This window comes from Enterococcus sp. DIV1298c (assembly GCF_017316315.1).
GTDB classification, from domain to species: domain Bacteria; phylum Bacillota; class Bacilli; order Lactobacillales; family Enterococcaceae; genus Enterococcus_B; species Enterococcus_B mangumiae.
The window spans coordinates 22,366-43,456 of the sequence record NZ_JAFLWG010000035.1 but is presented as its reverse complement, the minus strand read 5'-3'; the positions used below and the strand labels follow the sequence as shown (position 1 = coordinate 43,456).

Below are 21,091 nucleotides of genomic sequence, written 5' to 3'. Positions count from 1 at the left end.
CGACCAAATCAAGAAATCTTTCTTGAACTGGTCGCATGTTTGCGGTTTTAGAGCTGATCATCCAAGCAAGAGTCAATTAGTGGGGCGATCAGCCAATAATACGAATTTGAATGAATCAACTTGATGCCAGCTTTCTGTATATTGAAAGTGAGTATAATCGGTCAAATAGGCCCAATTCCTGACAACAAAGATATTTTTGTCATGTTTTCCTAAATCTAAATGCTGTGCAACAGGTGCGGTGATATTCTCAACGGAAATTTCCTTTTTTGAACAATTCAATTTCAAATGTAGTTGATTTTCAAGATAGCGATACAACGATTGGTTGATGATTTCTTTTGTTAGATCAGCAACGACAGCGGTACGCAGATAATCCACTTCTAAAATCAGTGCCCGACCATTCAACAGCCGGCGACGAAGCAAATACCAGACGGATTCCCCTAAGGTAAAACCTGAATTATCTCTAAGCTGCTCATCCACGATGATTTTTTTTAGGGACAAGATCTCTGTATCGAATGAATGATTTTCGGAATGATATTTTTCTGAAGTTCCTGACAGATCACTAACAAAAAAATCAATTTTATCATGTGCGACCACTTTACTGCCTCGTGCAGGGATTTTTTCGATATACCCTGTGGCTTCTAAACTCTTTAGTGCTGTACGAATCGTATCACGCGTCACCTTAAACTCAGTCATCAATTTTCTTTCACTTGGCAAGAAAGATTCGGGAGGATATTCTCCGTGATGGATCCGTTCGAGAATCAAGTTCGCTAGTTGTTCATATTTACTCAAATATAGTTCCTTGCCTTTCTATCGGGATTCATGAGGAAAAATTTATTCTGTGCTATTTGGTATGTATTATACCATACCAGTTTCTCAGAAGTAGCTGGATAAGTGGCTTATTTTAAGGTAAAAACTAACTTATTATCCCTTTTTATTAGAAAATGATGATAAAAACTAATTTTTCTTTCATTTTGCGATTTGTAAGGGCTTTATTTTTCCGCTATAGTACGGGGTGTGAAGAGCTATTTTGGTTACTCAATCGTAGCGTCACAATCGTTAAGATAGGAGAAGATAAAGATGAACGAATTTATAAATAATAAGATGTTGCCAATTGCTGCTAAAGTTTCGAATAATAAGATTTTGATTGCGATTCGAAATGGGATCACCCTTGCTTTACCATTGATTATTACCGGGTCATTATTTTTGATTATTTCTTCATTTCCAGTCGATGCTTGGACGGATTTTTTAAGTGCAAATGGAATTGATGCTTATTTGAATAAAGGGGTCACTGCTAGTTTTGGGATCATGGGTCTAGTTGCGGCTTTTGGGATTGCGAATGCGTTGGCTGTTCAGTATGAAAAAGACGGAGTATCCGCAGGTATCATTTCGATTTCTTCTTTCTTACTAGTGACGCCTAACCTTGTATCAGATGACGGTGTTGGTATTCCAACTGCATTTATGGGGGCACAAGGTCTTTTTGTGGCAATGGTGATTGCAATTATTTCAACATTGATCTTCAAATGGTTCATTGATCACAATATCCAAGTCCGCTTACCGGATTCTGTTCCACCAGCGGTTGCGAAAAGTTTTTCTGCTTTGATCCCAGGTGCATCGATCCTGACTTTTTGGTTGGTTATCTATGCGATCTTCCAAATGACTGATTGGGGTTCAGGAAATATCCACCAATTATTGATGGAAATCTTCGGTGGACCTCTAGGGTTACTTGGCGGAACATTAGGTGGTACGTTAGTGTCGATCTTCTTAGTTTCATTGTTTTGGTTCATGGGTATCCATGGTGCCAATGTCGTGAATTCTGTGATCATGCCGATCTGGTTGATGAATACAGATGCGAACCGTGTCGCTGTAGAAGCTGGGGAAAAATTACCCCATATCATTACACAACCATTTATGGAAAACTTTGTGTATATGGGTGGCGGCGGAGCTACGCTAGGTTTAGTGATTGCCGCAGCAATCGTTGGTTTGAGAAAAAATTCATCAAAAATGACAAAAACAATGGTTCCTTTGACATTGACTCCAGGTATTTTCAATATCAATGAACCAGCAATGTTTGGGATGCCGATCGTATTGAATGTAACATTGTTGATTCCGTTTATTTTGGCACCGATGGTCAATGCAGTCGTGACATATTTTGCAATGTCACTTGGTTTCGTTCACGGTACGGTAGGAATTGCTGTTCCTTGGACTATGCCACCTGTGATTTCGGGCTTCTTAGCTACTGGTGGTCATATCTCAGGTTCGATCATCCAAATCATTTGCTTGATTTTAAATATTTTGATTTATCTGCCGTTCTTCGGTGTAATGGAAAAACAAAATCGCATGAATGAAATGCAAGACATTTAAGGAGTGGAAAAAATGGTAAAACGATTTATTAGTGCGCAAGCATCAGAGATCATGGCAATGACTGGCGCAGAGTTGAAACAATCGATCAAAGCAAGTGAGGGACGTGTCATTTGTTCTGAAAACGTAGTGATCCGTGACAGTAACATTGAAGATGTCACGAACTCTGAAATTGCCCGTGCGTATGGTGCGGATTTGATTTTATTGAATGCTTTTGATGCGTTAGAACCAGTTGTTTCAGGTTTGAAGGGTAAAGATGGTGAGCCGATCATCCAAACGTTACGAGAAGTAGTTGGTCGACCAATTGGGGCGAATCTTGAGCCTGTTGATTTAGAGGCGAAGATGGCAGAAGACCGCCTGGATATTCCAGCTGGTCGTCAAGCCACTCGTGAAACAATGGAAGCTGCTAAGAAACAAGGACTGGATTTCATCTGTTTGACAGGAAATCCAGGAAGTGGTGTGACGAATGATGCCATTACAAAAGCCATCTCAATGGCAAAAGAATACTTCGGTGGTATGATCATTGCTGGGAAAATGCACGGTGCGGGTGTCGATGAACCGGTAGCGGACCTAGAGGCAATCAAGTCCTTTATCGAAGCAGGTGCAGATGTGATCTTAGTTCCTGCAGTAGGAACAGTTCCCGGGTTTGATGATAGTGAATTAAAAGCGGCTGTCAAAGTGATCCATGCCGCTGGCGCGTTAGTGATGTCAGCAATTGGTACGAGCCAAGAGTCAAGTGATTCTGACACGATCAAACAAATTGCGATCCAAAATAAAATTTGCGGTGTTGATATCCAACACATCGGCGATGCCGGCTATTCAGGAATCGCTCCTGTAGAAAATATCATGGCGATGAGCCGTGCGATCCGTGGGAATCGTCACACGATCGCGATGATGTCACGTTCGATCGTGCGTTAGGAAAAAGTTAGAAGCTCGAACATTAAGTTCATAAGTAAAAAATACGCCTAGAAAAGTAATTATTAGTGGTTACGTTTCTAGGCGTTCGTCTATTTAGTTGAATCGAGCCTGTGTACGACAATTATTTATCAAGTAGCCAATCAACGATGTATCGAATCGGTATCCCGTCTACTTGGTGGGTTTCATAATATTTACCGGTAATCACTATCTTTTTGTGATTATCTTTGATATGAAGTAAGTTGTCAGTTTCACGATTACTGTTGGGAAGTTCATAGGTTACTTGGATATAGAGTGTTTCATCCAATTTTTTTGCAACAAAATCGATTTCTTGATTATCAATACGCCCAACGTCTACTAGATAACCTCGTCTTAGTAATTCGATATATACAATATTTTCTAAGCGATTACTATAATTACCGTCTTTTCTTCCTACCGCATTTCTGCGTAGTCCAGCATCGATAATGAAATATTTTCCATTTGTTCTTAAATATTCTCGCCCTCTAATATCATACTGTTGCGCACGATAAAAGAGATAACCATGTTCTAATAGGTCCAAGTAGCGATTGACAGTGTGCGTGCTCGTTGAGATGCCTTCACTTTTTAATGTATTCGCAATTTTTGACGCATTGACGAGTTGTCCAACATTGTCTGATAAAAAACGAATCAATAATTTCAATACAGTTGCATCTTTTACGCTGGCACGCAAGGCAACATCGTTCAGAACGATCGTATCAAAGATTCCTGACAAAATCGTATCTTTGATTCTTTCATCTGCTAACACCACACTGGGGAAACCACCATATTTTTCATATTCTTGATATGCTTGATCGACGAACCGAGAATCTTTTGCAATGTCTTTTACAGACAAAAATTCTTCAAAGGATAACGGATAAATGGGAATCTCAATGTATCGGCCACTAAGTAAAGTTGCAAGTTCCCCAGACAACATATTTGCATTGGAACCAGTGATGACTAGCTCACAATCAAAGCTAGTTTTTATGCCATTGACGACACGTTGCCATCCGTCGACAAGTTGGATCTCGTCAAATAAAAAATAAATTTTTTTATCATCTTGAGGAATCAATGGTGTTAGCACGTTCCTAAATTTCTCTGCATCTGTGACTACTTGATAATTGAATGATTCAAAATTGATATAAATAATGTGGTTTGGTTCAACACCTTGCTCCAATAGATAGCGTTGATAAAGCATAAGTAATACCGATTTACCTGAACGCCTAACGCCAGTAATAATTTTGATGAAATCAGTGTTTTGTAAGTGAATCAGTTGATTTAAATAGTGAGGTCGCTGAAACAAAGTGATTCCTCCTTCGATAAGATATTCTTAATATAAGTATAGCATATTTGAAGTTAACTTCAAAAAAATCATCATTTCTGATAAATTTGAAGTTAACTTCAAATTTTGGTAAGAGACGATGGATCTCCAAACGTTTTTTCATCGCTGTAGCGCAAGATTTATTTTGACAAACCTGAGAGAAGCGATTACACTGGTGAAAAGAAACACACAACGATGTGTGCGGATAAATATGGCAATGGCGCCTAAAAAAGTAGAGTTTATTCTGCTTTTTTAGGCTTTTTTTATGGAGGGAATCAATGAAGAGAATCATTTTGATGGGCGCGATCGGCTGTGGGAAGACCACTCTTTGTCAAGCCTTACGTGGAGAAGCAATTGTTTACGATAAAACTCAAGCAGTAGAATTTCATCCTGAGATGATCGATACGCCGGGTGAATTTATTCTACATCGCCAATACTACTCTGCGTTGACTGTGACGGCGGCAGAAGCGGAAGTGATCGGTTTGGTCCAAAGTGCATTAGACCAAGAACAGATTTTTTCACCTGGTTTTGGGCATATCTTTCCAAAAGAAGTGATCGGGATCATGACTAAAGTGGATCTAGTCACAGACGAGAAAGAGTTGGCACGTGTACGTGAACAGTTGGTTGCAGCAGGAGCAACGAAACTATTTGAAGTATCGTCAGTAGAAAAAACAGGACTCGAAGAATTGGTTCAATATTTAGGAGGACAAACATGAAAATCTACACAAAAACAGGCGACAAAGGAATGACGAAATTAGTTGGTGGACATAGTGTATCCAAAGATTCAGATCGTGTGGAAAGTTATGGAACGATCGATGAGTTGAACTCATGGTTAGGCTATACGATCAGTCAATTGTCAAAAGAACAAGACGTTTTTAAGCAAGAGTTAGAAGAATTGCAACAACTATTATTCGATGTAGGAACGGATCTATCTACGGTGTTAGAAGATGGACGACCACTTAAAGTCCAACAAGAAAGTGTGACTTGGCTGGAAGAACGGATCGATTTCTATACCCAACAATCACCAGATATTGAGCGATTTATCTTACCTGGTGGTTGTCAAGGCGCGAGTATGATCCATGTAGCGCGGACGATTGCTCGCCGTGGGGAACGTCATATCGTTCGTTTAAGTGCGACTGCGGCAATCAATCCCGAAGTAATCGTGTTCGTGAATCGTTTGTCTGATTATTTCTATGCGTTGGCGCGTTATATGAACGTGCAAATGGGGCAAGAAGATGTTTTTTACACTAGAGGAGAGAAAGTTTTCCATAAAATAAAAGAAGAAGGTTTATAAAAAAAGTGTTTGATTTTTCACAAACAGTGTGATAAAGTGCATGTAGATTAATCAAATGTTTATGAAAGATACGAATGGAAGCCAGTGAGATGCTGGCACGGTCCCGCCACTGTGATAAAGCCTTAGAGCTTTTAAGTCAGGTCTTTTCTTATTTTTCATTATTGGGCAAACTGTTTCGAGGCAAAACAGGGTGTTGCTAAAAAATGACGTTTTTTGAAAGTCAGCCCAAGAATATTTGATTCAATCCCACACATAGCACGATGATGTGTATGGGAATATTGGGCTGGTCTTTCAATGGGGAAAGAGATTTCAAGTACAATGGCGTACTGCTGATTCCCGGCGCATGTGTTAATCGATTGTTACAGAATAGACACCATACACTGTTGTATGGATTGTAAAAGAAGCAAAGGGGCTTCAAACAAATGGATGTTTTATTTCCATTGGTTTGAAGTCTCTTTTATTTTGGTTTCAAGGAGGAATGTTCGTGGAAAATATACAATTCTCGACACAGATCATTGTGGGCGAAGATGCGTTACAAAGTCTTGAAAATGTGAAAGAAAAGCGTGTGTTCATCGTTACTGATCCATTTATGGCAGAAAACGGCATGGTGGAGCAAGTAACGACTTATTTAAACCAGTACCATGTATTTAGTGATATTGTTCCTGATCCACCACTTGATAAGATCGTTTCAGGAATCAAAGAAATGGAAAGCTTCCAAAGTGAAGTGATCGTAGCAATCGGTGGCGGCTCCGCAATCGATGCAGCGAAAGCAATGAAATATTTTGGACAAAAGACAATGGATCTTTTGACGGAACAATTTATTGCGATCCCAACGACAAGTGGGACAGGGTCTGAGGTAACAAATTTCTCTGTGATCACAATCAGTGAATTAGGCTTGAAAATCCCGTTAGTAACGGATGAAATTCAACCAGATGTTGCGATTTTAGATACAGGATTAGTCATGAGTGTTCCACCGAAAATCACTGCGGATACAGGAATGGATGTACTGACACATGTCATTGAATCCTACGTTTCAACAGAAGCAAATGGCGTAGCAGATGCCTTATGTGAAAAAGTGGTTGCTTTAGTTTTTGAATACTTAGAGCGAGCATACAAAAATGGTCAAGACAAAGAAGCCAGAGAACAAATGCACTTAGCTTCTTGTATGGCAGGCATGGCGTTCAATTCGACTTCACTAGGTTTGAACCATGGGATCGCTCATGCGGCTGGCGCTCGTTTACATGTGCCACATGGTCGCATCAATGGCATCTTACTTCCAGAAGTGATTGCCTATAATAGTGGTTTAGGCAACGGTCAAGTGACAGAAGTAGAAGTAGCTGAAAGATATGCGGCATTAGCGAACTGTATCAGTAACACACAAACGAAGAATCCTCGCTTAGGGGTACAAAACTTGATTCGTCTGATCAAACAGTTGCGAGAAAAATTAGACATGCCAGCGACATTGAGTGAGTATGGTTTGTCTTCAAAAGAAGTGTTGTCACATGAAGAAGCAATTGCGACTTCTGCCTTAGCAGATGGCTGTACGAGAACCAATCCGCGTCAAGCAGATGAAAAAGGCGTTAGAGCAATATTAAAAGCAATCTTATAAAATTTGACATCGTGAAATGGCTAACATATAATGAATGAGCACAACGGAGTGCTTCAAAATTTAAGAGCAATGATGCCCTTAATAACGAGCGTAAAGTAAATACTTTATCGCTTATTATTGAGGATTTTTTATTGCTTAAAATGAAGGAGCGAGTCTTGCTTGGAAGAAAAACAACGAATGATCCAAGAATACGTCCCAGGAAAACAAGTTACTTTAGCCCACATCATTGCAAGTCCCGACAAGGAAGTCTATACGAAATTAGGATTACCAGCAGGCACAAGCAATGCTTTAGGGATCTTAACGATCACGCCAAGTGAAGCTGCAATCATCGCTGTTGATATTGCAACGAAAAGTGGCGATATCACGATCGGCTTTATCGATCGTTTCTCTGGTTCAGTAGTTATCTCTGGCGACGTGAGTTCTGTTGAAGCAGCATTACATGCTGTACTGGATGGACTCAAACAGATTTTGCAATTCTCTGTGACGTGTGAAATTACAAGAACTTAGTTCGGGGGAGACAAAGCGTATTGAATATGAAGGGCAGAATTGTGATAGTAGATGATGAGCCAATCACACGATTGGATACTCGAGATATTCTACTGGAAGCTGGTTATGAAGTTGTTGGGGAAGCCGCAGATGGATTTGAAGCAATCGAAGTTTGTAAAGAGACTAAGCCGGATCTCGTATTGATGGATATCCAAATGCCGATTTTAGATGGTCTGAAATCTGGTAAAAAAATCATCCAAGATCAGTTAGCAGGTAGTATCGTGTTTCTTTCTGCTTACAGTGATCAAGAGAATACGGAGAAAGCAAAGAAATTAGGCGCAATCGGTTATCTTGTAAAACCATTAGATTCAAAATCTTTGATCCCAACTATCGAGATGGGGATCGCTAGAGGAAAAGAAACTCAAAACCTGCTACAACAAATCGATAAACTACAATTGAAATTGGAAGAGCGAAAAGTTGTGGAAAAGGCAAAAGGGATATTAGCAAAAGAAAATAATATTTCTGAAGAAGAAGCTTATCAAATGTTGCGTACATTAAGTATGAACAAACGCGCACGTATGAGTGAAATCGCAGAATTGATTATTATGGATGATGAATAATGGAACGAATCAATACATTATGTCAGCGTTATACAAATCTAACCCAATCAGATATTCAAGAGCTTTGTCGGACGAGTGCTTATTTAACAGAGTCTAAGCATTATGAGACGGCAGATGTGTTCATCGATGTCTTTAATGAAATGACGAAAGAAGCATTAGTTGTCTATCATAAGAAACCAAAATGTATTCCCTCATTATATAAACATGAAGTTGTCGGAAAAGAAGCGTTATTAAAAAATGAACCTGGTGTTTTACGTACCATGGAAACAAGCTTGAACAGTATTGGCTTGTTAGCAGTCACACAAGAAAATCGCTTGATCAAGCAAAATATTTTTCCGATTCGAAATGAACAACGAACAATCGGTGTGATCATCGTAGAAGAGGGAGTCGAGCAACCGATTGGGGCAGTTGAACGACAGGAATCACAGTCAAAAGAACAAGGAACACTTGCGATCGAATCTACATTCGATCCGTTGATCATGGACCAGTTAGCTGAAGCGGTCTTGATTTTTGATACGGCCACTGGAAACTTAGTCTTAGCGAATCATCGCGCAAAAGAACTATACCGAAAACTAGGCTATCGTGAAATGATCAATGATTTGCACTATGACAATCTCTCTCTTGATTACACAACGTTCGAATATGTTCTTTATCAGATGAATGATCAAACCGAAAATCGGTTGATCGAATTAGATACAGCTTATTTAAATTATTACTTTAATATTCGAAAAGTTTGGATTGATGCAGGATCGAGAGTAGCAATGATTATTCAAGATAATACAGAAGTGAAAAAGAAAGAAGATGAAATCGTATCAAAATCGGTGGCGATCCGAGAGATCCATCACCGAGTCAAAAATAATTTACAGTCCGTCGTTTCGTTATTGCGGATCCAAGCACGCCGTACCACTAGCAAAGAGGCTAGTAAAGTACTGAAAGAAAGTGTGAACCGGATCATGGCGATTGCGACGACACATGAATTATTGTCGAAGCAAGTAGAGGATAATGTTTCCTTGCGACAAATGCTTGAGGCAGTGATGTACAATTTCCGCCATATTTTTAATCCGGAAAAAGTGCAATTGAATTTGACAGTTGATCCGACGATCACTGTTTCCAGTGACCAAATGGTTTCCATTTCGCTCGTCGTCAATGAGTTACTCCAAAATATCTTTGATCATGCCTTTGAGCCAGATCAAAGTGGAATGGTTGAGGTCAGCGGAGAAATCGAAAATAAAGTCATTACGATCACTGTTACAGATGATGGCAATGGCTATGATGTCAACCGAAACAAAGAAACAAGTTTAGGGTTGATGATCGTGAATAGCTATATCAAAGATAAGCTAAAAGGGAAAGTGAAAATTGAATCATCCAACAAAGGAACAAAAACTTGTTTCTATTTTGAACAGAACACCAAAGATGTTGTTCGGTGAAAAAGCAACGATGCTTAAAGATGCGTAGAAGAGATTCTAGGCTGTCTTTAAGCATTTTTTGTTTGCAGAAAGGAGAAAAAACGATGGCAAAAGAAAAAATTCTAACTGTAGGGATCGATTTAGGTACCTCGACGACGCAACTTGTTTTATCAGAGCTGACGATCGAAAATTTTGCCTCTGCATTTTCTGTTCCAAGGATCACGATCTCAGAAAAAGAAGTGATCTATCGCAGTGAAATCATCTTCACTCCTTTGATCAATCAGACAATGATTGATGATGAAGCAATCAAAGCGTTTGTTTCCCGACAATATCAACAAGCGGGGATCGAGAAACAACAAATCCAAATGGGTGCAGTGATCATCACCGGTGAAACAGCTCGTAAAGCCAATGCCAGTAAAGTATTACAAGCGTTGAGTGGTTTTGCTGGAGATTTCGTGGTCGCTACGGCTGGTCCAGATCTTGAAAGTATCATTGCTGGTAAAGGAGCAGGCGCCCAAGAGTATTCGAAAAAACGTCATACTTCGGTCGTCAATATCGATATCGGAGGCGGAACGAGTAATTTAGTTGTCTTCACTGATGATGAAATCAATGATACTGCTTGTTTTGATATCGGTGGTCGACTGATCAAGGTCGATCAAGCAGGAAATATTTCTTACATCTCACCAAAGATCACAGACATGATCGGGCAGTTGGGACTACCATTAAAAATTGGTATGAAAGCTTCTGTCACAGCGATCCAACCGGTGATCGATGAGCTAGTAAAAGTCTTAGAAAACAGTGTGGGGATCGGTGAACGAAGTCGTTTTTATGACCTATTTATCACCAATCGAGGGTTACGCTTAGATGAAGAAATCCCGATCGTCACCTTTTCTGGTGGCGTAGCGGATTGCTTGGTCGAAGAAGTGACCGATACGTTCAAGTACGGCGATATTGGACTGTTATTAGGGGCAGCGTTACGAAAATCCCAGATCTTCAAAGAAAAAGAAGTGTTACAAAGTAATGAAACCATTCGGGCAACGGTTGTTGGCGCAGGATCGCACACTGCAGATATTAGCGGAAGCACGATCGCTTATCATGAGCAGATCTTGCCAATCAAAAATATTCCGATATTAAAAGTTTCCCAAGAAGATGAGTCTTTAGAGGCTGAGAAAATGGGCGAACGAATCGATGAAAAGCTTGCTTGGCATCGACTGGAAGAAACGCCGCAGATCGCTTTAGCGATGAAGGGAATCGTGAACCCGACATTTGCCGACGTCCAACGATATGCGGATGGGATCGTTCAAGGATTATCTGCCTTGATCACAGAAAATATCCCACTGGTCATCATGGTGGACGAAGACATGGCGAAAGCTTTAGGGCATGCATTACATGCATATTTACCAGGAAATTATCCTTTCATCTGCATTGATTCCGTCAAAGTAGAAAATGGGGATTATATCGATATCGGACAACCTGTAGCTGAAGGCGCAGTGTTACCGGTAGTTGTCAAAACACTAGTATTTAATTAAGGGAGCGACAAGAAAAATGATTTTAAAAACAAAATTATTTGGCAAAACCTATCAGTTTTCTTCAGTCAAAGAAGTGTTGGCTAAAGCAAATGAAGAAAAATCAGGAGATAAATTAGCTGGTGTTGCAGCAACTTCTGCGGAAGAACGAGTAGCAGCAAAAGTTGTATTATCTCATCTGACATTAAATGACTTATTCAACAATCCAGTAGTTGATTATGATGAAGATGAAGTGACACGCATCATTATCGACCAAGTCAACATGCGCATTTTCGGCATGATCAAACATTGGACAGTTTCAGAATTAAGAGAATATATCCTTTCTGATAAAACAGGAGATTTTGAAATCAAACATATCTCTCGCGGATTGACTTCTGAAATGATCGCGGCAGTCTGCAAATTGATGTCAAATATGGACTTGATCGTGGGAGCTAAAAAAATCCACATCGAAAAAACAGCGAATACAACAATCGGTCGCGCCGGTACTTTTTCAAATCGTCTACAACCGAATCATCCAACAGATGATGTGGATGGTATCATGGCTTCTGTCATGGAAGGCTTATCTTACGGCGCCGGTGATGCACTGATCGGTTTGAATCCAGTTGATGACTCAACAGAAAGTGTGAAACGTTGTTTAGATAAATTTGAAGAATTCCGCAGTGAATGGGATATTCCAACACAAACCTGTGTCTTGGCTCACGTGACGACACAAATGGAAGCAATGCGTCAAGGCGCACCGACGGGTTTAGTGTTCCAATCGATTGCTGGTTCAGAAAAAGGGAATACAGCGTTTGGTTTAAACGCGGAAATGTTGGCTGAAGCACAAGCATTAGCATTGAGCAGTGGACAAGCAGCTGGTCCTAACGTGATGTATTTTGAAACAGGTCAAGGATCTGAACTGTCATCTGAAGCCCATTTTGGGGCAGACCAAGTGACGATGGAAGCACGTTGTTATGGTTTAGCGAAGAAATTCGATCCATTCCTTGTGAACACAGTTGTCGGTTTTATTGGACCAGAATACTTGTATGATTCAAAACAAGTGATTCGCGCAGGCTTAGAAGATCACTTCATGGGTAAACTAACTGGTTTATCAATGGGTTGTGACGTATGTTATACGAACCATATGAAAGCAGATCAAAATGATATGGAAAACTTATCTGTGTTATTAACATCAGCTGGATGTACGTATATCATGGGCATCCCTCACGGTGACGATGTGATGTTGAACTACCAAACAACAGGTTTCCATGAAACAGCTACAGTCCGTGAATTGTTCGGTTTACGTCCAATCAAAGAATTTGAAGGTTGGATGGAGAAAATGGGCTTGATGGAAAATGGTAAATTAACAAGCCTAGCCGGCGATGCTTCAGTATTTATCAAATAAGTGGGGTGCAAGAAAAAATGAACGAACAACAATTGAAAGAAATGATCACTTCAATGCTAAGTGAAATGGTAGCCGGTGAAAAACCAACGGAACAACCAAAAGCGCCAGTTGCTACAACAACTACGATGACGACAACAGCACCAGTAGTAGAAGAAGGCATGATCGATGACATCACAGAAGTAGATCTACGCAAACAGCTTTTAGTCAAAGACGCAAAAGATGAAGCAGGCTACTTACGCATGAAAGCATTCACGCCTGCTCGTATCGGTGTAGGACGTACAGGAACTCGTTATCTGACTTCTTCAACCTTACGTTTCCGTGCGGACCATGCTGCAGCACAAGATGCGGTATTCTCTGATGTTGATCCACAGTTAGTGGAAGAAATGGGCTTCATTTCGACACAAACGATCTGTAAAACAAAAGACGAATACTTGACTCGCCCAGATTTTGGCCGTCAATTTGATGAAGAAAACAGCGCAAAAATCAAACAACAAACAACACCAAAAGCAAAAGTGCAGATCGTTGTTGGGGATGGGTTAAGTTCTGCGGCTATCGGGGCAAATATCAAAGAAGTATTACCTGCAATCAAACAAGGGTTAAAAATGTATGGTTTAGATTTTGATCAAGTCGTCTTCGTCAAATATTGCCGTGTGCCGTCAATGGATCAAATCGGTGAAATCACTGATGCCGAAGTAGTATGTCTATTAGTTGGCGAACGTCCGGGACTTGTAACAGCAGAATCGATGAGTGCGTATGTTGCCTACCGTCCAACAGTAGGAATGCCAGAAGCTCGTCGTACCGTGATCTCAAACATCCATAAAGGTGGAACACCAGCGGTTGAGGCCGGTGCATATATCGCGGAATTGATCAAAAAAATGCTAGATAAGAAAAAATCTGGTATCGAGTTGAAAGAAGCCGAATAGGAGGAGAATAATCGATGAAAAATGATCGTTTAGGCGCAAACGTCTTAAGTGTTCAAGTTATTCCAAATGTAGATGCTGCATTAGCAGAGCAATTTGGCCTGACACCAGGGATGCGCTCATTAGGTATCGTGACATCAGATTGTGATGATGTGACTTATGTGGCTTTAGATGAAGCAACAAAGGCTGCGGAAGTAGAAGTTGTCTATGCAAAAAGTATGTATGCAGGAGCGGCGAATGCCTCTACGAAACTAGCAGGTGAAGTGATCGGGATCATCGCTGGACCAAGTCCGGCAGAGATCACAAGCGGACTGTCCGTAGTGACACAAGTCATCGAACAAGAAGCAAGCTTTATCAGCGCAAATGACGATGATAGTATCGTGTACTTTGCCCATGTGGTTTCTCGTTCTGGAAGATATTTATCAAAAGAAGCAAACATTCGTGAAGGCGAAGCAATTGCTTACTTGATCGCGCCGCCTTTAGAAGCAATGGTTGCACTAGATGCAGCATTGAAAGCAGCGGATGTTGAAATCTGTAGTTTCTTCGGACCACCATCTGAAACAAACTTTGGTGGGGCACTTTTAACTGGTAGTCAATCAGCATGTAAAGCAGCTTGTACTGCTTTTGAACAAGTTGTTCAACGGATCGCAGAAAATCCGTTGAGTTACTAAGGGAGTGTCACGAATGAATGCGATTGGAATGATTGAAGTTCGCGGATTTTTAGGCGCAGTCAGTGTCAGCGATGCGGCTTTGAAGTCAGCAGATGTGAATTTGTTGAATGCGGAGATCATCAAAGGCGGCCTAACAACCGTCCAACTAAGTGGGGATGTTGCAGCTGTCAATGCAGCGGTCGATGCCGGTGTGGTTATAGCGAAACAATTAAACTGTTTGATCTCGCATCATGTGATCTCACGTGTTGATGAACAGACACAAATCCTTTTTCAAAAACCACAAGCAGAAGAAAGTGTCACAGAAGTAACGCCTGAACACTTGGTAGAACCCGCAGAGCCAGTACAAGTTGAAGCTCCGGTCGAACCAGAGAAGGTCAGTGAAACAAAAGATCGTCGGGCAGAATTACAAGCAAAGCGTGTCGCTGAGTTACGAAAAGAAGCCTACAAATTGAATGTCAAACAATTAAAACCATCAGAAATCAAATCTGCAAGCAAACAAGCATTAGTAGAGGCGATCATGGCAGAAATTAAAGGAGTGACCCTATAGTGGATAAAGATTTACGCTCGATTCAAGAAACGAGAGATTTGATCGCAGCTGCTAAGAATGCACAAAAAGTATTAGAAACTTTTTCGCAAACGCAAATCGACCAAATCGTCAAAGCAGTTTCAGACGCAACATTCGCACAGCGTGAACGTCTAGCAAAAATGGCGAATGAAGAAACTGGCTTCGGGATCTATGAAGACAAAATCATCAAAAATGCTTTTGCTTCAAAAATCGTTTATGAAGAATTCAAAAATACGAAGACAGTAGGTGTCATCAATGATGACCCACAGAAAAAGGTAACGGAGATTGCCGTACCTGTTGGTGTGGTTGCTGGATTGATCCCATCGACAAATCCGACTTCAACAGTGATCTATAAAGCCTTGATCGCATTGAAAGCGGCGAATAGTATCGTCTTCTCGCCACATCCAAACGCCTTACAATCGATCCAAGCGACAGTTGAGATCATCCGTTCAGCGGTTGAATCTGCGGGTGGACCAAAAGAGAGCGTGTCAGTGATCACGACACCAACGATGCAAGCAACAAAAGAATTGATGACGCATAAAGATACGAACTTGATCTTAGCTACTGGTGGTAACGCCATGGTCAAAGCGGCGTATTCTTCAGGAACGCCAGCCATCGGCGTAGGTCCAGGAAATGGCCCTGCGTATATCGAACGCAGCGCATTGATCCCAATGGCGGTGAAACGCATCATGGATTCTAAAACATTTGATAATGGCACGATCTGTGCATCAGAACAGTCGATCATTGTGGAAAAAGTCAATCGTGAAGCAGTTAAAGCTGAATTGATCAAACAAGGTGCTTACTTCTTGAGTCCAGACGAAGCGGATAAATTATCTCGTTTCATCTTACGACCAAATGGCACGATGAATCCGCAAATCGTTGGCCGTTCTGTTCGCCATATTGCTTCATTAGTTGGCTTGAATATTCCATTCGATCGTCGTCTGATCGTGGCAGAAGAAAGCAATGTTGGGATCAAGTATCCATTCTCAAGAGAAAAATTAGCACCGATCATCGCCTTTTACACGGTTGAAAACTGGCAAGAAGCTTGCGATCTATCCGTTGAGATCTTAAAAGGTGAAGGTGCAGGACACACAATGTGTATCCATACTGAAAACAAAGAAGTCGTCCGTGAATTCGGCTTAAGAAAACCAGTTTCTCGTCTGTTGATCAATACAGCAGGTTCATTAGGAGGGATTGGGGCTTCAACTGGCCTAGTGCCAGCATTAACGCTAGGCTGTGGCGCAGTTGGTGGCAGTTCTACCTCTGACAACATCGGCGTAGAAAATCTATTCAATGTTCGACGTGTCGCTTACGGTGTCACTGATTTAGCAGATATCCGTCAAGAATTTGGCGCTGGCGCTCAAATGCCAACACAAGAAACAAACAATCAAGCGGGCAACAAAGATGAGTTGATCGATACACTCGTTGCCCAAGTATTAGCTCGATTACAATAATATGTAATATATATATTAATGATAAACATACCATAGGAGGAATTTATAATGTCAAGTACAAACGCTTTAGGAATGATCGAAACTCGTGGATTAGTAGGTGCTGTTGAAGCAGCAGATGCAATGGTGAAAGCAGCAAACGTAACATTGATCGGTAAAGAACAAGTTGGTGGCGGATTAGTAACAATCATGGTTCGTGGCGATGTTGGCGCTGTAAAAGCAGCAACTGATGCTGGTGCTGCCGCTGCTGAACGTGTAGGTGAATTATTATCTGTTCATGTGATCCCACGTCCTCACACTGAAGTAGATGCGATTTTACCAAAAGTTGCTGAATAATCATCGTAAGAGACGTCTAAAATGAAACAAGAGCCAAATGAACCGAAAATACTCCTTATATTTTTGGCTCATTTGGCTTGTTTCCAAGACGAGATCAATGCTTTGAAATAATCCATTGGAGAAAGGAGAGCGTCATATGGGTGTGATCACAGAAGACCAGTTAAGGCACATGTTTCGGAAGAAAAAAATCCAATCAGGAAGCACTTTCGTCGTTTCAAAAGATTGTCTTTTGACTCCCGCAGCTTCTAGCTATTTACGTGAACATCATATTCCGCTCATGCGAGAAAATCTCGTTTCTTCTCCAATTGAGCAATCGAAGCAACCTCTTTTTGAACAAGAAACGTTGCTGCCAAGTGTGCAACGAAAAATCTGTTTAGAAATAAAGAAGCTGAAAAATCTGCTGTTCTTTCATTTATTGGAAGAAAACGATATGTATGCTGAAGGTTGGTTGTATTTAGAATATCAGCAAGAGTGGTTAGCAAACTTTAGTCGATTCGATGGGAAAACGCTCTCAGCTCATCCACCTCGACTTTCAGGAATGATCTATCGTTCCCCCTTGCAACGAAGAATCTTGCGCTATTCAATCAATGAGATCGAGTATCAAGTAGAAAAAGTCAGTCAATTGTTGGAAGCAGAACTTCCAGCATACTTAGCTATTTTTATGTTATGGGCAGAAGAATTGCAAAGTATTATTCAACTGCCGAAAAACGAGTAGGAGATGAACCGATTGGATCATTTAAATGAAATTATCAATGAAGTAGTCCAACGTATCCAGTCACAGCAAAATTCTTTTGAAGTAGAAGCTTCAGGAAGACACGTGCATTTGAGCCGTAAAGATATCGATGCATTATTTGGTCCTGGATACCAATTAACGAAAGTAAAAGAATTATCTCAACCCGGTCAGTATGTCTGCAAAGAGCGGATCACTGTCGCAGGGCCAAAAGGCTTATTCCAAAATGTCGTTATTTTAGGACCTGAACGCGCCGAATCACAAGTCGAAGTATCGATGACGGATACACGTATTTTAGGTAGTCGCGTGCCTGTCAGAGAAAGTGGCAAAATCGAAGGAACACCAGGTGTTGTCTTAATGAACGGTGAGTCAGCTGTTCAACTAGATAAAGGATTGATCGTAGCAAAACGACATATCCACATGACACCAGAAGATGCAGATAAAAATCAAGTAGTCAATGGTCAAACAGTGAAAGTACGTGTGGAAGCAAGTCGTCCACTGATCTTTGATGATGTCGTGGTTCGCGTCAGTCCAGATTTTGCAACGTATATGCACATTGATTACGATGAAGCAAATGCTTGTGGATTGAACAAAGGAGATCGTGGCTATATTTGTAAATAGGGAGGGGATTTCGTGAAGGTAACGGAGATTGAAAAAGTGATTCAGCAAGTCACAGAAATGCTGATGAAACGATTGCCTCCAGCTGACTATCAGTTAGCGTTGACAGAGGCAAAAGCAGGTTATCCTCAAACGTTTTTCGCTGATCTATCAATGGTCGATTGGTTAGAAGGGAAAGATCCAACAAAATGTGATGGCTTAGTTGTCCCGCACGTCAGTCTTTCTCAGTTGGCTGCTATCGCTCAATTACTTCCGACAGATCATCAAACGACGAGTATCCTTTCTTTTTTGTTCGCAGGAAAGCCTGTACTAGTTTTGCAAGCTGAGTCAGCGAATGATTCGAGCAAAATGAAGTATCACTTAAAAAAGAAAGTCAATGAACTAGCAGAGCAATGCGAACGCTACGGGATGTACTTTTTCGAACAGGAAAACACAGGCTACGACGCATTTTTAGCGAGTTGCCGGAAAAAGCCGTTAGCGAAGGAGTTGCCTAGCCGGAAGTATGTGACGGAGAAGCAATTGATCCAGCGGTTGCAACAAACAAATGGAATAGATTTAACGAATCAAGAACGGTTGACACCCTTAGCAGAGGAATATGCGCTAAGAAATCGTTTATTCAAATGAGGAGGGATCACGTATGCTATTAGGGAAAGTGACTGGAAGTCTATGGTCGACCAGAAAAGATGAAAAACTAAATGGTTGGAAATTACTGATGGTCGATGTATTAGATGAGAAAGAAACGAAAATAGGATTTATTGTCGCAGCAGACAATGCCGGTGCCGGTGTCGGTGACAAGGTATTGATCAGCAAAGGGCAAGCTGCCAGAATTTCAGCTGGTGATCCAGATACACCTATTGATGCAATGATTGTCGGTGTAATTGATTCAATTGAAGAATAAAGGAGATTTACGATGAGTATCAATGAAATCATTATGTATATCATGGTTCTTTTTATGGTTATCGGCGGGATCGATAAATGTATCGGGAACAAATTAGGATTAGGGGAACAATTTGAAGAAGGTTTGATGGCGATGGGTTCATTAGCCTTATCAATGGTCGGGATCATCACATTAGCACCTGTTCTTGCAACGGTTCTTAGCCCAATCGTTGTACCGGTATATGAATTTTTAGGGGCTGACCCTTCCATGTTTGCGACGACTTTGTTAGCAAACGATATGGGCGGATTCGCTTTGGCACAACAAATGGCACATGATCCACAAGCTGGCTTGTTTGCCGGTGCGATCTTAGGCGCAATGATGGGACCAACTTTAGTGTTCACGATCCCTGTTGCTTTAGGAATCATTGAAAAAGAAGATCAACAATACTTAGCAACAGGTGTATTGAGCGGAATCATCACAATTCCACTAGGTTTGTTAGCGGGTGGTTTAGTTGCGGGTATGCCATTGAGCATGATTTTACCAAACTTATTACCGATCGTGATTGTTGCAGCTTTGATCATTGTAGGTCTATGGTTAGCACCACAAGGAATGATCAAAGGGTTCAATGTCTTTGGTAAAGGTGTAGTGATCGTTGCAATCGCTGGCTTGATCGTTGGTGCGATCCAACAATTGATCGATATCACATTGATTCCAGGAATTGCTCCAGTTACAGAAGGGATTGAAGTAGTTGGTGATATTGCATTGACATTAGCCGGTGCATTCTGTTTAGTCGCTGTGATCACGCGAGTATTCAATAAACCATTGATGAAATTAGGAAAAGTGTTAGGCATGAATGAAATTGCAGCTGCCGGCATGGTGGCTACATTAGCAAACAACATTCCAATGTTCCAAATGTTGAAAGATATGGATCGCCGTGGAAAAATCATCAACGTGGCATTTGCAGTGTCTGCTTCATTCATCTTAGGCGATCACTTAGGCTTCACTGCCGGTGTGGCAAAAGAAATGATTTTCCCGATGATGGTCGGAAAAATCGTTGGCGGGATCACTGCGATCTTTGTGGCAGTGTTCATGGCGAATCGTTTATTAGGAAAAGAAAAAGAAGTAACTGTAAAAGAAAAAACGACTGCAAAAGAGCAAACGATCGTAGAATAGGAGCGTAACGAAAATGGCAGAATTGGATCGTCAAATGATCGAAAACTTAGTACGACAATTAGTGATGGAAAAATTGATGCCGGCAAAACAGGTCGATCCTAGTGGAGTGGCTTCAATTAGACTAGCAGAAATGACTGTCTCTGAAGAAGATCGTCTTGATACAGGAAACCCTGCGGATCGAGTATACACGAAAGATCTCTTTTCATTACAAGAAAGCCCACGCCTTGGTTGCGGCATCATGGAAATGACGGATACGACTTTTGACTGGACATTGGAATATGACGAAATCGATTACGTGATTTCTGGTCAGCTAGATATATTGATCGACGGGCGTAAAGTCTCTGCAAAAGCTGGCGAACTGATCTTGATTCCGAAAAGTACGAGTATCCAGTTCTCAGTAACTGGGGAAGCACGTTTTATCTACGTGACTTATCCAGCAGACTGGCAATCACAATAAGCTAAGTGTTTCGGAAGCACCGCTTATTTGGTTTTATGAGTGATCGAACGTCATGACCTCAACAAAAAATGGATAGGTGCAATAATCAATTTAAGTGAGTGTTTATTTTTTATTTCAAGTATCGATACAAGAGATCATGAAAGTAGATCAACGAGATGTTAAAGCCGAATAAGCCGTGCTTCCGAATGGCTTTTCTTAGTGAGTCATGTGGTGCGTTTCGCGCGACAGTACTTGTTACATCAAATCAATCATAACTATTGAAAAGCTGTGGATGCTGTATTCAGGATCTACGGCTTTTTTAGCGTGTTCTCTTGTAGCATCATCACTTAGAATTTTCTTGTTTTATGTTATTGTAATAG

The 21,091-nt window shown here is 41.0% G+C and carries 23 protein-coding genes and 1 riboswitch; of the genes, 21 read left to right on the top strand and 2 right to left on the bottom strand.

What is annotated here, in order from left to right; all coding sequences use genetic code 11:
- Window positions 1-72 precede the first annotated feature (72 nt).
- Window positions 73-789 carry a UTRA domain-containing protein gene (locus JZO83_RS08715; protein ID WP_206855918.1) on the bottom strand — a complete coding sequence of 239 codons (717 nt, stop codon included), beginning with the start codon at window positions 787-789 and terminating at the stop codon, window positions 73-75.
- Between the two features lie 288 nt (window positions 790-1,077).
- On the opposite strand from JZO83_RS08715, the gene JZO83_RS08710 reads away from it, so the two are divergent.
- Window positions 1,078-2,361 (top strand): PTS transporter subunit EIIC, encoded by a 1,284-nt coding sequence (locus JZO83_RS08710; protein WP_207115515.1) that lies wholly within the window; start codon window positions 1,078-1,080, stop codon window positions 2,359-2,361.
- A gap of 12 nt (window positions 2,362-2,373) precedes the next feature.
- On the top strand, window positions 2,374-3,276 hold the full coding sequence (locus tag JZO83_RS08705) for a haloacid dehalogenase-like hydrolase (protein WP_207115514.1): 903 nt from the start codon (window positions 2,374-2,376) through the stop codon (window positions 3,274-3,276).
- Between the two features lie 121 nt (window positions 3,277-3,397).
- Here JZO83_RS08705 and JZO83_RS08700 read toward each other — a convergent pair whose 3' ends face one another.
- Window positions 3,398-4,591, bottom strand: a complete 1,194-nt coding sequence (locus JZO83_RS08700) for an ATP-binding protein (RefSeq protein ID WP_207115513.1) — start codon at window positions 4,589-4,591, stop codon at window positions 3,398-3,400.
- 296 nt (window positions 4,592-4,887) lie between these two features.
- Here JZO83_RS08700 and JZO83_RS08695 point away from each other — a divergent pair, with 296 nt between their 5' ends.
- From JZO83_RS08695 to JZO83_RS08605, 19 genes are all read left to right on the top strand, one after another.
- Window positions 4,888-5,325, top strand: a complete 438-nt coding sequence (locus JZO83_RS08695; RefSeq protein WP_207115512.1) for a EutP/PduV family microcompartment system protein — start codon at window positions 4,888-4,890, stop codon at window positions 5,323-5,325.
- A complete protein-coding gene (locus JZO83_RS08690) occupies window positions 5,322-5,903 on the top strand; it encodes a cob(I)yrinic acid a,c-diamide adenosyltransferase (RefSeq protein WP_207115511.1) in 582 nt (193 codons plus the stop codon). The genes JZO83_RS08695 and JZO83_RS08690 overlap by 4 nt, the downstream gene beginning before the upstream one ends.
- A gap of 49 nt (window positions 5,904-5,952) precedes the next feature.
- Window positions 5,953-6,102, top strand: a riboswitch (adenosylcobalamin (AdoCbl) riboswitch).
- 285 nt (window positions 6,103-6,387) lie between these two features.
- Window positions 6,388-7,512, top strand: coding sequence for a 1-propanol dehydrogenase PduQ (locus JZO83_RS08685; RefSeq protein ID WP_207115510.1), 1,125 nt, complete (start codon window positions 6,388-6,390; stop codon window positions 7,510-7,512).
- Window positions 7,513-7,671: 159 nt separating this feature from the next.
- Complete coding sequence (locus tag JZO83_RS08680; RefSeq protein ID WP_023520162.1) at window positions 7,672-8,019, top strand: BMC domain-containing protein; 348 nt, start codon at window positions 7,672-7,674, stop codon at window positions 8,017-8,019.
- Window positions 8,020-8,045: 26 nt separating this feature from the next.
- Complete coding sequence (locus JZO83_RS08675) at window positions 8,046-8,618, top strand: response regulator (RefSeq protein ID WP_206855903.1); 573 nt, start codon at window positions 8,046-8,048, stop codon at window positions 8,616-8,618.
- Complete coding sequence (locus JZO83_RS08670) at window positions 8,618-10,045, top strand: sensor histidine kinase (RefSeq protein ID WP_206855900.1); 1,428 nt, start codon at window positions 8,618-8,620, stop codon at window positions 10,043-10,045. The genes JZO83_RS08675 and JZO83_RS08670 overlap by 1 nt, the downstream gene beginning before the upstream one ends.
- A gap of 83 nt (window positions 10,046-10,128) precedes the next feature.
- Window positions 10,129-11,553, top strand: coding sequence for an ethanolamine ammonia-lyase reactivating factor EutA (eutA, locus tag JZO83_RS08665; RefSeq protein ID WP_207115509.1), 1,425 nt, complete (start codon window positions 10,129-10,131; stop codon window positions 11,551-11,553).
- A gap of 16 nt (window positions 11,554-11,569) precedes the next feature.
- Entirely contained in the window at window positions 11,570-12,934 is a 1,365-nt protein-coding gene (locus JZO83_RS08660; protein WP_206855894.1) for an ethanolamine ammonia-lyase subunit EutB, read from the top strand.
- Window positions 12,935-12,951: 17 nt separating this feature from the next.
- On the top strand, window positions 12,952-13,857 hold the full coding sequence (eutC, locus tag JZO83_RS08655) for an ethanolamine ammonia-lyase subunit EutC (protein WP_207115508.1): 906 nt from the start codon (window positions 12,952-12,954) through the stop codon (window positions 13,855-13,857).
- A 14-nt stretch (window positions 13,858-13,871) separates the two neighbouring features.
- Window positions 13,872-14,525 (top strand): ethanolamine utilization microcompartment protein EutL, encoded by a 654-nt coding sequence (gene eutL, locus JZO83_RS08650; protein ID WP_010734672.1) that lies wholly within the window; start codon window positions 13,872-13,874, stop codon window positions 14,523-14,525.
- Between the two features lie 13 nt (window positions 14,526-14,538).
- Window positions 14,539-15,072: a BMC domain-containing protein gene (locus JZO83_RS08645; RefSeq protein ID WP_207115507.1), complete on the top strand. Its 534-nt coding sequence runs from the start codon at window positions 14,539-14,541 to the stop codon at window positions 15,070-15,072.
- Window positions 15,069-16,544 (top strand): acetaldehyde dehydrogenase (acetylating), encoded by a 1,476-nt coding sequence (locus tag JZO83_RS08640; RefSeq protein ID WP_206855952.1) that lies wholly within the window; start codon window positions 15,069-15,071, stop codon window positions 16,542-16,544. The genes JZO83_RS08645 and JZO83_RS08640 overlap by 4 nt, the downstream gene beginning before the upstream one ends.
- 48 nt (window positions 16,545-16,592) lie before the next feature.
- Window positions 16,593-16,877 carry a BMC domain-containing protein gene (locus tag JZO83_RS08635; protein ID WP_010734677.1) on the top strand — a complete coding sequence of 95 codons (285 nt, stop codon included), beginning with the start codon at window positions 16,593-16,595 and terminating at the stop codon, window positions 16,875-16,877.
- Between the two features lie 136 nt (window positions 16,878-17,013).
- On the top strand, window positions 17,014-17,592 hold the full coding sequence (locus tag JZO83_RS08630) for a hypothetical protein (RefSeq protein ID WP_207115506.1): 579 nt from the start codon (window positions 17,014-17,016) through the stop codon (window positions 17,590-17,592).
- Window positions 17,593-17,595: 3 nt separating this feature from the next.
- Window positions 17,596-18,228, top strand: a complete 633-nt coding sequence (gene eutD, locus JZO83_RS08625) for an ethanolamine utilization phosphate acetyltransferase EutD (protein ID WP_207115505.1) — start codon at window positions 17,596-17,598, stop codon at window positions 18,226-18,228.
- 12 nt (window positions 18,229-18,240) lie between these two features.
- Entirely contained in the window at window positions 18,241-18,849 is a 609-nt protein-coding gene (locus JZO83_RS08620; RefSeq protein WP_207115504.1) for a hypothetical protein, read from the top strand.
- A gap of 13 nt (window positions 18,850-18,862) precedes the next feature.
- A complete protein-coding gene (locus JZO83_RS08615; protein WP_071867208.1) occupies window positions 18,863-19,123 on the top strand; it encodes a EutN/CcmL family microcompartment protein in 261 nt (86 codons plus the stop codon).
- A 12-nt stretch (window positions 19,124-19,135) separates the two neighbouring features.
- Complete coding sequence (gene eutH / locus JZO83_RS08610; protein WP_206855879.1) at window positions 19,136-20,275, top strand: ethanolamine utilization protein EutH; 1,140 nt, start codon at window positions 19,136-19,138, stop codon at window positions 20,273-20,275.
- 13 nt (window positions 20,276-20,288) lie between these two features.
- On the top strand, window positions 20,289-20,732 hold the full coding sequence (locus JZO83_RS08605) for a cupin domain-containing protein (protein ID WP_071867206.1): 444 nt from the start codon (window positions 20,289-20,291) through the stop codon (window positions 20,730-20,732).
- Window positions 20,733-21,091: the final 359 nt, after the last annotated feature.